This window comes from Calditrichota bacterium (assembly GCA_013112635.1).
Classification (GTDB): domain Bacteria; phylum Calditrichota; class Calditrichia; order Calditrichales; family J004; genus JABFGF01.
Genome location: JABFGF010000004.1, coordinates 264,780 through 277,758, shown reverse-complemented (window position 1 = coordinate 277,758; position 12,979 = coordinate 264,780). Strand labels below are relative to the sequence as shown.

At 36.4% G+C, this 12,979-nt stretch carries 6 protein-coding genes; 4 read left to right on the top strand and 2 right to left on the bottom strand.

Annotated features, from left to right (window positions below; translation table 11 throughout):
- Positions 1-36: 36 nt before the first annotated feature.
- Both HND50_12770 and HND50_12765 read right to left on the bottom strand, forming a co-directional pair.
- Positions 37-1,248 carry an alginate export family protein gene (locus HND50_12770; GenBank protein NOG46107.1) on the bottom strand — a complete coding sequence of 404 codons (1,212 nt, stop codon included), beginning with the start codon at positions 1,246-1,248 and terminating at the stop codon, positions 37-39.
- 219 nt (positions 1,249-1,467) lie between these two features.
- Complete coding sequence (locus HND50_12765) at positions 1,468-3,459, bottom strand: carboxy terminal-processing peptidase (GenBank protein ID NOG46106.1); 1,992 nt, start codon at positions 3,457-3,459, stop codon at positions 1,468-1,470.
- A gap of 321 nt (positions 3,460-3,780) precedes the next feature.
- Here HND50_12765 and HND50_12760 point away from each other — a divergent pair, with 321 nt between their 5' ends.
- The 4 genes from HND50_12760 (at position 3,781) to HND50_12745 (ending at position 12,960) form a co-directional block, all read left to right on the top strand.
- Complete coding sequence (locus HND50_12760) at positions 3,781-5,382, top strand: BamA/TamA family outer membrane protein (GenBank protein ID NOG46105.1); 1,602 nt, start codon at positions 3,781-3,783, stop codon at positions 5,380-5,382.
- 10 nt (positions 5,383-5,392) lie between these two features.
- The gene (locus HND50_12755) at positions 5,393-7,126 is read left to right on the top strand and encodes a hypothetical protein (GenBank protein NOG46104.1); all 1,734 of its coding nucleotides are present in this window, start codon (positions 5,393-5,395) and stop codon (positions 7,124-7,126) included.
- Between the two features lie 15 nt (positions 7,127-7,141).
- Positions 7,142-7,951, top strand: a complete 810-nt coding sequence (locus HND50_12750) for a DUF4097 family beta strand repeat protein (protein NOG46103.1) — start codon at positions 7,142-7,144, stop codon at positions 7,949-7,951.
- Between the two features lie 221 nt (positions 7,952-8,172).
- Entirely contained in the window at positions 8,173-12,960 is a 4,788-nt protein-coding gene (locus HND50_12745; GenBank protein ID NOG46102.1) for a GNAT family N-acetyltransferase, read from the top strand.
- Positions 12,961-12,979: the final 19 nt, after the last annotated feature.

The following is a 12,979-nucleotide window of genomic DNA, read 5'->3' as shown; positions in this document are numbered from 1 at the left end:
CCGGTAAGCCGAAAGCCTTTTAAGAACAATTGAATTTTAGTTCAAATTAATAATTGTCATAAGATAAAGATATGTAGATGCGTCTTCACCTGAGTATTTATTGATTCCAACATTTTTCACAAAATCACCCGGCATAAAATAACCAAATCCACCCTGGAATTTAACATTTTTGTTATAGCCATGTGTTAAGAATAAATCAATTTCGTTCCCAATAGCATCTTCTCCACCAACTTTTTCATTTGCACTAAACATATGAAAAGCGCCTTTTATGCTGGTTTTTTCGCAGATTTTTGTAGAAGCTTTTACATGGATATCCAGTAATCCACCACCTTTTGAATGAACAGGAACATTTAAGAAATAATCCATCATTCCATAGAATTTGTGGTTTGTTGCAAACAAAGTGTTAAATGATTCTACTTTATCTGTTGTTGTTGGATCATCACCACTTAATGAAGCAAGGCCAGCTGAGAAAGAAGTTCCATTCATATTATAGGTACCATTTAAAGCATACATCATTCCTGCATAATCAACAGTCGAACTTATTTGGCCTGTTTGGTATGCAAATTCACCGGTAGCAGAAAGGTCACCCATTTTAAAATCTACCTGTGTACCGGCAGTTATGCGAGACATCATTCCTGGACCAACAGTTCTGTCCCAAATTCCGTATCCTTGAACGCGAAGATCTTCATTAACTTTAAAATCTGCCCATGCCCCCATTACTTCAACATCACTTGTATCTCCAAAGCCACCCGCTTCCCCGGTTTTAAAATTAAACACATGTAAAGAATGATTGTCAGCTGCATGGGTAAATTGAATACCATCAAAACTGCGCCCAATGTTATGCCAACCAACTGCGCCAATTAATCTTTGATTTCCAAGCGCTACTTCCATACGCCCAACTTTCATAGAAAGTGGCATGCCAAATAATTTGTTAATTTGCGCATATGCTTGATGTGCATCTAATGCATCGGCAGACCCATCTGTCAATGTGCTGCTCTCGGTGCCCATCACACGGGAATCTTGAAGCTGAATAAAACCAATAACGTCTTCAGTTGGCATAAACTTAACACCAATACGTGTCCTTAACTCATTGTTATTAATAGTTTTAGTATCTCCATTAAAATCTTGTCCCATCATATTGAATCTGTGACGTACCTGGCCATTTACAACCCATGTTCCATCCTGAGCTAATAAATCTGAAAATAAGAAAGAAGTAAGTAAAATACTGAATAGTAAAGCCCTCTTCATAATAACCTCCGAATAATAAATAGTTAACAAAAAAACTGAACCGTTAATAGTAATTAAGATTTGTTTGTCTTAAATAAGTTTAAAACAATTTAAATATAAGGTTTTGATTTGTTGAAAACAATCAAATTAAGATATGTTTTTGAATAATTTTTAGGGAGAGATTAGAGGAAATTAAAAAAGAATATTGCGGATTGATACCCGCAATATTCCGGGGAAATTTTATTTTTCAATTAGCATTATATAATCTGCCAAAATGTTTCCACTTTCTACAAGTAGTAAATCCTCTTCATTTTCTTTTCTATTCTCTTTTTTGTTTTTTGCTTTTTCTCGTTCAGCGCGTCTGGTTTCTTCGTTTAGGGAATAACGTCTTTTTTGTTTTTTTTCTTTCATCTTTTCAATTTTCTCATTGAACGAAGCAAACGATTCTTCAGTGGAAAAGCGAGAATTATGGTTCAATTTTAATGATGGTAAAAAGGTTGATATTTTTTGTTGATCTTTTAAAAAGTCTACTGCGGAAATCTGATCCCACAATAATGCATTCTTTTGCGAACTCTCACCAATTTCATCATGATTAAAACGAGATGGCAGTTCAATATCTGGAATAACACCGACATGCTGAGTGCTTCCACCATTTATTCTATAAAATTTGGCTATGGTCAATTTAACCTGTCCATATTTGTGGGTACTTCCTGGAATATATTGGTTTAAATCCAACATATTTTGTACCGTTCCCTTTCCAAAAGTCTGGTTGCCGACAATAATTCCACGACCGTAATCCTGTATTGCAGCTGCAAAAATCTCGGATGCAGAGGCACTGAATTGATCTACTAAAACAGCCATTGGTCCGGAATATTTCAGCTTAGGGTCATGGTCTTGTTCAACTTTAATCTGGCCACGCATGTTACGTACCTGAACTACCGGTCCATTTTCAATAAATAAGCCTGTTAAATCAATTGCCTCCGACAAGAAACCGCCGCCGTTCTGGCGTAAATCAATAATAATTCCATCTACATTCTGTCCTTCAAAATCATTTAAGATTTTTTCAACATCTCGGGTTGTACTTTTAAAATTTGGATCCCCTTTTCTTTGGGCTTCATAATCCAGGTAAAAGGCGGGAATGTCTATAACCCCAAGTATAAATTCTTCACCATCCTGTTTAATATGAATTGTGTCTCCCTTTGCGGCACTATCTTCAAGTTTTACTTTATCACGTGTGATTGTAATTGTCTCGGCATCAGCAATCAACTCATCCTCACCATGCAAAATTTGTAGCCTTACTTTTGAATTCTTTGGTCCACGGATCAACTGAACGACATCATCAATTCTCCAGCCAACTACATCAACAATTTCACCAGTTTCCTCTTGTCCTACACCGATAATAAAATCGTTGGCCTTTAGCAATTCACTTTTATCAGCAGGGCCACCGGTAATTATTTCTACTACTTTTGTATACTCGTTTTCTGTTGAGAGCCGCGCCCCAATTCCTTCTAAAGATTGTTTCATTCTAATTTGGAAATCATCAGTTGCTTTTGGTGAAAAATAAGATGTATGTGGGTCAAATATTCTGGATAATGCATTCAGGTATATTTGAACGACATCTTCGCTTTGGCTCTGACTAAGTCTCCTTTTCAGGTTCGTATACCTTTTGTGTAAAACATCTTTTATTTTGTCATCATCTTTTCCGGAAATTTTTAAACTTAGGAATTCATTCTTTAGTCTCTTTCTCCAGTAATTATCCAATTCATCCATATTATAAGCCCAGTATATACTGTCGCGGCTGGGTTCATAATACTCATTAATTGTAAAGTCGAAGGGCATATCAATACGTTCATAAATATAATCAAGCCGCTTGCTCATCCTTTTTTGAAAGGTGTTGAACATAAAATAAACAGGTTCGAGATTGCCGGTAATTATATACTGATCAAAATTATATCTGAACATTTCAAATCCCTCAATATCGCTTGCTAAAAAATAACTCTTATTATAATCGAGGAAGTCCAAATAATTTGTAAATAATTGGGATGACAAAGAATCACTGATATTGACATCTTTATAATGAAGTTTTGTTAGAATTTGTGTTACTTTTTGGACGACTCTTTGATGCTGGGGTAATGCTTTTAATTCTTGAACTTGAAATGTTTTTTGATCGTCAGCAACTAAAGAAGAAATTAAAAATATCAGTAGCAGTATACTAGTTCTTAAGTTTGTCATATAGATATTTCCTTAAATGTTTATCTGAAATAATTACTTCACTTAGGGGAACAAGGTTTCAAATTTGTAATAATAAATTCAAAAATGTAAATTTTACTTTTAAATCGACCTGTTTTTCACATCATTTAATTATTAAACAATCTACAAAAAGGTATAGTTAAACTATATTAAAATATTTCTAACTTAAAATTAAATACCTGTTTTCGGTTAGCTAATTGAGCAAAATTTGTCTGTTAAATTAATTGCTTTAGTAACTATATTTGAATGTAACTTTTTAATTGTCTGCGCGTAACTTAAGCTGAAATTATAATTGGAGGATTCATGCGTTCAGAAAAAGTACTAATATTAACTTTGATCCTATTGTTTAGTACAATGTTAGTCGGCCAAGACTATCAAACCAGTAAAATAGAACAGAAAGCTAAACAAAAATATTTCAAAGACGCATCCAAGAAAGAATACCGCTACCGTAGTAACACTAAAATTGATAAAGATGAAACGATCGACGGGAATGTTGTGGTTGTAAAGGGAGACCTTACGATTAAAGGAGAGATCAACGGCGATGTTCTTGTACTTTATGGTGATGTTCGTTTGAAAGAAGATGCCGTTGTTGATGGCAATGCTACCGCAGTAAACGGAAGAATTCATCAGTCGCGCAATGCCAAAGTTACCGGTAACCAGATTGAAACAAAGGCAAAGAATTTATTTCCGCATGATGAATGGTATGATGACTACGACAGTGAATATGATTATGAAAGAGCCCGGGAGTATGAAGATGAAGATTGGGATTGGAGTTGGTCTCGCAGGTTTTATGGTAATTATAGCACGCTTACTCTTCGTGAATTAGATGAGCCGGTAGTTTTAAGATATAATCGCGTTCAAGGATTGTTTATTGGGCCAAGAATTCCAAAATTTATTGGTGGAAAATATAATTATTTTACTTTGCACGGATTTGCAGGGTATGGTTTTAAAGAGAAAAAATGGCGCTATGAGTTAGGGCTCGACCGTTGGTTTTTTGATAAAAGGAAATATCGTTTTGAAGTTGGCGCCAAAATATATGATTTAACTGATTCGCGTGATGATTGGTTGATTTCTATGACAGAAAACAGCCTTGCTTCCTTTTTCTTAAAAGATGATTATCATGATTTTTACAGACGTACAGGATATGAAATACATGCCAGCCAAAACTTCACAATATTTTTAAAAGGTAAATTGGCTTATCGCAATGATGATTATGAATCGGTTTCCAAACGAGCAAGCTGGTCTTTGTTTAACAAGGAAGACAAATTCCGGGCAAATCCATCTTTAGGTGGCGATGAGGGCAATATGCGCAGTATATATGGCGAACTTTATCTTGATACGCGTGATAACATTGATATGCCTCGTCAGGGATGGTTTGGAAAGCTAGCCATTGAAACATCAAACAGTAAACTTAAAAGCGACTTTTCATTCAATCAATATACTTTGGAATTGAGACGATACCAGACTTTTGGTTATAAAGAGCGTTTGGATATCCGGGTAAAATTAGGAACGGCTGAAGGCGATCTTCCTGTACAGAAGGTATTTCAAATGGGTGGCTTAAGCACATTAAGGGCTTATAGAAATAAATCACTAGTTGGTGACAGGCTGTTTTTAGCAAATTTTGAATACAACCTTAACCCAAGAATTTTTTCTACTGATGTTTTTATTTTTGATGAACTAAACTATGTTGTATTCTATGATATTGGTGATGCCTGGGCATCAAATAAAGATAAAGATGAAAACTGGTACGAAGGTTTTGACAAAATGCAGTTCAATAAATTAAAATCGGATATTGGTTTGGCAATTACCATGGATAAAGGTAAATATCGTTTTAGCTTTGCCAAACGCCTGGATACAGGAAAAAGCCCGATAATATTTTCATTCAGGATGGTTAAACCATTTTAACGGACTAAATATGATAAAAATACTTAAAATATTTCTAGCTGGTTTTACTATTCCGGCCTTCATTTTAGCCCAGGGAGAGTCTGTTAAACTCTCGAGAATGGGTGTAGATCAAGTTGAGGTTGTTGGTTTTACACTTGAGAATGATGGAATTGTAAAAATAAATGGTGTTTGCGCCGGCGGAGATAAAGAATATAAAAAAGTCCATAAAACTGATTACCAAATTGATCCTTTTAATTTATATGCCTATGCATGGATTTTAGATGCCCACAGCCGTGAGATGGTTTGGAGGACAACAATAAGTAATTCCTCCGGGGATTGGTGGGAAAAGGACAATCGAGAATTTGATGAAAACGTCCGTCTTCCTGAGGGTGAGTATGAGTTGTATTATGCAGCAATGGAGCCAGGTAGCCAAAGGGGTAACCTGTCGATTGGAAGAATAATAGATAAATTATTTGAGGATGACTGGCAAGAACACTCTCGTGATTTAAAAATATCAGTTTCACCGGTAGATGCTAAACTCTCTAAAAGCGCTGTCAGGAAATATCAACGTGCCTTAAAAGAGAATGCCTTAATTAATTTAACACGCGCCGGAGATGGAAGTTACTTAAGCCGTGGGTTTTCCATTGACGAAAACATCAATGTGGAAATCTATGCCATTGGTGAAGGCCACGATGGTGAGATGTTTGATTATCCGTGGCTGATAGATGCCAATACAGGGCGAAGAATTTGGCAAATGAAACATTCCAGGTCAGAACATGCTGGCGGTGCGATAAAAAACAGATCGGTACAGAAAAAATTAACACTTAGTCCTGGCGACTATATTCTATATTACAAAAGTGATGATAACCACTCCAGCGAAGAGTGGAATGCAAATCCACCATACGATCCGGAGTTTTGGGGAGTAACGATATTTGCGAAAGACAAAAACTTTGATCGCTCGGCAGTAAAAGAATATTATGAAAAAAAGAGAGAACCAATTGTTAGCATAACCCGGTTGGGTGATAGTGAGTATGAAGAAGAAGGCCTGATTGTTGAAAAAGATGGTAGTTTTCGTGTGTATGCTCTTGGCGAAGGCAGTGGTAATAAAATGGCTGACTATGGCTGGATAACAAATGCACGGAATGGGGCAAGGGTTTGGAAAATGGAATACTATAAAACCAACCATGCCGGAGGTACAAGTAAAAACAGAGAAATTGATGAAGTTATCTCTCTGAAAAAAGGCGAGTATATTGTTCATTTTAAAACAGACGGCTCACATTCTTATGAAGAATGGAACTCAACAAAACCTCATAAGCCTGAAATGTGGGGAATTACAATTTCACCAATCGGGAAAGAAATAATTGCTAAAAAAACAAATGTCCGGAATTTTAAATCTGAAAACCTGCTTGCTGAACTGACCCGTGTTGGCGATGACGAACATATAAGAAAACAATTTGTTCTGGACCGTGAAACACAAATCCGAATAAATGCTCTTGGTGAGGGCGATTGGGATGAAATGTATGATTATGGCTGGATTGAAAATGAAAGGACCGGTAGAAAAGTATGGCGGATGCGTTATAGAAATACCGACCATGCCGGCGGCGCAAAAAAGAACCGTGAAATTGATACGATTATCACTTTAGAACCGGGAACTTATACTGTACATTATATTTCGGATGACAGCCATTCTTATGCAGATTGGAATGCAAGTGCACCATACAAAGAAAATAAATGGGGTATTACTATTTTTAGAGTAGTTAGATAAACAGGGGCCAAAATAATGACTAACTTTTTTAAAATTTTAACAGCAATTTTTTTAACTTTTTTTGTTTCCTCACTTTCTGCCCGTGAACTTGAAGAAACTTTTAAGAAAAATATTTCCGTAGATACTGCTACCAGGCTGACCGTTGATAACCGGAATGGGAATATCGAGGTTAAAGCATGGGACAATGATGAGGTGGAAATTGTTGCTTATAAAAAAGTACGGGCTGATGACCGCGAAACTGCAGAGCGCCTAATGGAAGAACTGCAAATTTCCATAACTGAAGACCGTGATGAAATTGAAATAATTACAGAGTACCCGGATCGTCATAATAGAAGGGGTGGCGGTGGATTTTTTGGTTGGTTGATGGGCGGGTCCAGCGGAAGACATTATTCTGTTTCTTACGAAATACGTGTTCCAATGAAATTTGACCTTGATGTTGGTTCTACAAATGGCAGGCTGGAGATTCTTGATTGTGATGGCCGAATGCGTCTGGAAACAACAAATGGAAAAATAATTGCCGATGATATTTCCGGTTCTGTGCGCTGTAAAACAACAAATGGTTCAATAAATGTGTCTATGATTAAAGTTTCTGAAGATGATGAAATGAGCTTTAAATCTACAAATGGATCTATAAAACTTTTTGTCCCGGATGATATTGATGCAGAAATCCGCGCGCGTACAACCAATGGCAGTATAAGCTGCGACTTACCAAATATGAGAGATTATAATCGCTCCAAAAGAAAAATGGAAGCTGTTGTTAACGATGGCGGAATGATGATTTATTTAAAAACAACAAATGGAAGTATACGTATTCGCGAAAGCTGATTAATAATTAGCCTAACTCTTTAAAACCTTTCAGATTGATTATTTGGAAGGTTTTTTTTTGTCCTCAATCTTACTATCTTAAACCAACAGAATAAATAAAGTACAACTTCGCCTCCTTGGTAGGAATAGGATTGGGTAATAAGTGGAGAAATTAAATCCGCGTGTTTTAAAACTCAAACCAGACTTCCTGCTGTAAGGAAAAATTTATACTTGGAGAAATAATGGAAAACCTTCCTCCAAAAAGTAAAATCCTGTTAGATAATTGGATTATGGAGATTGCTGCCGGAACCAGCTCTAAAACTGAAAAAGAAATTGACGAAATAGGCAGCCAATTAAATTCTTTTCTTCGTAAAACTGTTGAGGGAAATGAGCTTTCATTTCGAGAAAAATGGGAAGTTATAGGCAGTTCTGCTCAAAGTAGCGATATGTTGCATTCATTAAGCCTAAGAATTGAACCGGACCTTTTTTTTCAGTTTGGCTCGCTGCTCCTTTCAGATTATAAAGGCAACAAAAGCTCAAGTCAATCCGACTCTTTAGTTCATTTCTATTTAAACTTCTTTCGTCAATCGTCCTTTTTAAAAAATATATATGATCAGAAAATATGGGAAGAATTAGTTTATCAGCTCATTCTAAAAAGTAACTTTCATATTGGCTATTTATTTAATCAACGCCTGGAAGAATACCCGCGGAAAACCTTATTTAATGTTGTTAAAGCGAACACAGTAAAAAGTTATTCCTGGCAAACCGTAAGCGAAAAAATAAAAGAACTTAAAAACGGTATTGCGGCCCTGGCATATTCTTCTAACGGACCGCATGCAAAAATTGCTTTTTTGATGGAAAATAGTTTACGAATGGCAACTTTGGATTTGGCATGTCTGACAAGTGGAATAATAAATGTCATGATTGCTGCCAACAGTGTTCCGGAACATATCGAATTTATCTTAAACCAATCTAAAGCTGAAATACTGCTTGTTTCAAATGACAAACAACTTGCTAAAATAAAATCCATAAAACATAAATTAAATCATCTGCGGATTGTAGTTTTAATGGACGGCAGTAGTATTGAAGAATGGGTCATTACCCAGTCGGAAATGATTTCATTAGGGCAGCAGTTGGATGCAAAAAAGGTGGCTGAATTAGAAGGCTCTGTGAACATAGAATCTCTGGCAACAATAATGTACACAAGTGGTACAACCGGAGATCCAAAAGGGATAATGTTTTCTCATATGAACCTGGTTTACAAACGATTTTGCAGAGCCATGGCTTTGCCGGAGATTGGTGATTCGGATCGTTATTTATCTTTCTTACCGCTGTTTCATACATTTGGCCGTTTTTTGGAAATGCTTGGTGCAGTTTTCTGGGGTGCAGAATATGCCTTTATGGAAAACCCGGCTATGGAAACAATGTTAGATAATATGAAACGAATCCAACCTTCCATTTTTATCAGCATACCTAAGAAGTGGTATGAGTTGTATAATCACGTTTCTTCAAAAGTTGATATAGAATTTGACGAACCGGAAAAGATTTTAAATGCGGTGAATGCAGCCAGTGGTGGAAACCTAAAATGGGGACTTTCTGCCGCAGGATTTTTGGAACCGGATGTTTTTCGCTTTTTTCAACGCAACGGTATTGAACTGATGAGCGGGTTTGGGATGACGGAAGCGACCGGTGGAATAACGATGACCCCTGTTGGCAAATATAAAGAGAATTCATTAGGAAAGCCTTTACCCGGAATTGAAGTAAAACTGGGTGATGACGGTGAAATGCTTATCCGTGGTCCATATGTAATGATGGATTATTATGACGGTAAAGATGATATAAAAGCGGACCTTAAAAGATGGTTGCCCACCGGTGATATAATGACGCTGGATGATGACGGCTTTTATACAATCATTGACCGTAAAAAGGAGATTTATAAAAATATAAAAGGGGAGACGATTGCACCCCAGAAAATTGAAAATTTTTTCCGTGATTTTGAGTTTGTAAAACAAGTTTTTCTTGTTGGTGATCATCAGCAATTTAATACAGTGCTTATTTTTCCAGATATTGAAAAGAAGGAATTTGTGGCCATGGATGATGAGCAAAAACAAAATTATTTCTCCACCGTGGTTGTTACTGTTAATAAATTTTTAGCATCGTTTGAACGAATTGTTGATTTCCGTTTGATTGATAGGCCATTTGCTGAAAAAGAAGGTGAGCTGACACCCAAAGGAACATATAAAAGGCGAGTGATTGAAAAGAATTTTGACTCAGTTATTAAAACGATGTACACAAAAAACTACATCGACTTAAGCTGGAAAGATCAGGATATTCGCATCCCAAATTGGTTTTTACGTGAGAAAGGATGTCTGACTCATGATATTTTAATCGAAGAAGATAATTTAATTATCCCGAAATATAATCAATCGCTTAGCCTAAAATCAGTTGACCATGATAAGTCTCAAATCATTATTGGTAATTTTATATTTGATAATTATATAAAATTTGTTGATTTCCAGATTATTTTAAATAACCCGCTTTACTGGCTTGGAGATTATGATATTGTCAATTTTACCGGTGATTCGATCTACCAATGGTACCGGCTTGATACAACAGATAAGAGAATGCACTTTAATTCAATTGTCAGTCATCAGGAAGTAGAGCAGGAAACAATTGAGAAATTTACATCGATTGCCGATGGCGAAGAATATTCTTTGCAAGGACTGCATTTTGCAGTACTTCTTTTTCAAAGTGGTGATTTGGAGTTGCAACAGCAGGCAATTGACTATTTTAAATTTATTCTGGAAGATGACAGCCTACCGCTTTTTAACCTTGCAAAAGACATTGTTTCAAGGCCAAAGTTATGCCTATCTACAAAAGCGCGCCGATTGCTTTTTAATATAGGTTTGCCATATTTCAAAGCAGAAGAGTTTCAAAAATATTTACATGATTATTTGTCTGTCGATTGGGCGCTATTAGATGAGGAAACTATTCTGCATGTAATAAAAGATGCTAAGGGCGATGAAAATCTTGAAGCTATTTACAAAATATTGAAAACAGAAATAAAAGAACTTGTAGACAATAAACTCCCTGATAACAGTTTTATCCCATCACTTTTTGATTTGCTTGCTGAATATGGAATCCACCATCCTACACGGTATAAACGCGTACGCCAGTTAATTGTGCGTTACCAGCTTACCTATCAAATACCTGCGCTTGTAAAAACCGCACATAAGGCTCGTTTAAAAATGCTGGATGGTTTCCGTCGCTGGCTTGGCTTAAACCAGCCTGTTGCGGTAGATGTGGAAACAGGAGAAGAATATGAATGGTCGGAAGTAATTACTTTTGAAGAAGATATTGTTGCAGAAGACAGGGATTCAATTCTATCAGGGATTTCAGAATCGTCCATTGTGCGTGAAGCTATTTTTTTATTATCCAGCGGCAGTATGGTGCGTTTGTACGATATTCCTCCGGGTGGAATTTGGGTTAGTTTAATTGAAGAAAAAGAAAATGAGACTTTTTATCGATTATCGGTCCAGACAAGGTATCAGGGTGCTTATGATCTTGTTCTTTGTTTAAATAAAAAATATATGCATGAAGAATTGCGTGATGAAATAAATTGGCTAATCCACATTAGTACGGTTAAGAGCGGCGAAAATCTGGTTGATAATTTTGGCGGTTACTGGCAGGCGTATAAGTTGTGGACGAAAGAATACATCCCAAGCAACTCAATCGAAAAGTTTATGCAGAGAGTCTATCGCAAAAGCAGCCCTGAGAATAATAAAAGACTCTATTTTCTGTGGCCATTTTTTATTTGGTCCGCGGCCTGGGCACATATCCAGTTTTGGCGGAGAACAAATTTTACAATGGAACTGGCTGATAAAACAATTGGCAATATTGTTATCCCAAGCCATGATTATCAGATGGGAATAAAACATATCTCAATTCAAAAAAGAGTAAAATCAACAAACTTAAAAGCACTGCTTAATGATTTTCATCAGCAATTTGTTGTGCAGGGTGAGGCAAGTCATGAAGTGCTTAAACAAGGCTCAGTTTGGCATTATATTTTTTCCGCGGTCTTAAATTCTGAAGGAGAAGAGCGTGGTTTTGAACTAATTGATGAAATCATAAAAACAGGCTCTGATAAAGAAGAAATAACAAGGGAAGCAAAAGAATATAAAAATAATTATAAAAGAAATGGCTACTTGCCCAAACGTCTCTTTTTTGCAATCCGCAGGTTTGAGCGTTGGAGTTTAATAAATAAAGATGCTGCATTGAGCGCACAGGCAAGGACATTAAATGAATTATACGATACATATCAGTTGAGTAAGATTGAGAAAAAATATCCTGAAACCCGTCCCAACTTCTTCCTAAATACTGTTTTTGCAGATTCTTCTGAGGCGTTTAGAAAAGCACTTTTTAATATCGTTCAAAAACAACACAACGAGTATTATTCTGCCGATGAAAGCATTGTATTAATATCTCATTTACAAAAGGATTTTGAGCTTACTGAAAAGGAAACATTCTTCCTTGCTCGCTTAAGTTATCCGCATCTTAAGCCTGAAGATACAGCAGAGTTTATCAGCTTACATGGCGAAGGTGAGCAGCATGCCGATGTTGTTATCCAATTGGAGGATTATGACGGCCTGCCATATTTGTTGCGTAAGCCGGTTTCCCCAAAAGAGATTTCAAAACTGCATCAAATTTTTATGGATGCCCAAATGCCGGTCAGCTTTAGACCGGAGCATCAATTCCTTGTCTCCATTTCAGAGCGCGGGCATATTATTGGCGGTCTCTTTTACAGTTATATAGATCACCAAACTGTTTATATGGAAAAAATTGTAGTTTCAAACCGGTATCGCCGTAAGGGCATAAGTGAAGGAATTATGCAGGAATTTTTTAACCGTATGCGTAGCGAACATATTGAAACTGTAACCACCGGTTTTTTCCGGCCCGAATATTTTTACCGCTTTGGCTTTAAGGTTGAACGCAAATATAGTGGTTTGGCAAAAGACCTGAACAAGGATTGAGTATTCTACAAACATTAAA

Coding starts and splice junctions, on each gene's coding strand:
- HND50_12770 (NOG46107.1), bottom strand. CDS start 1,248: ATGAAGAGGGCTTTACTATTCAGTATTTTACTTACTTCTTTCTTATTT.
- HND50_12765 (NOG46106.1), bottom strand. CDS start 3,459: ATGACAAACTTAAGAACTAGTATACTGCTACTGATATTTTTAATTTCT.
- HND50_12760 (NOG46105.1), top strand. CDS start 3,781: ATGCGTTCAGAAAAAGTACTAATATTAACTTTGATCCTATTGTTTAGT.
- HND50_12755 (NOG46104.1), top strand. CDS start 5,393: ATGATAAAAATACTTAAAATATTTCTAGCTGGTTTTACTATTCCGGCC.
- HND50_12750 (NOG46103.1), top strand. CDS start 7,142: ATGACTAACTTTTTTAAAATTTTAACAGCAATTTTTTTAACTTTTTTT.
- HND50_12745 (NOG46102.1), top strand. CDS start 8,173: ATGGAAAACCTTCCTCCAAAAAGTAAAATCCTGTTAGATAATTGGATT.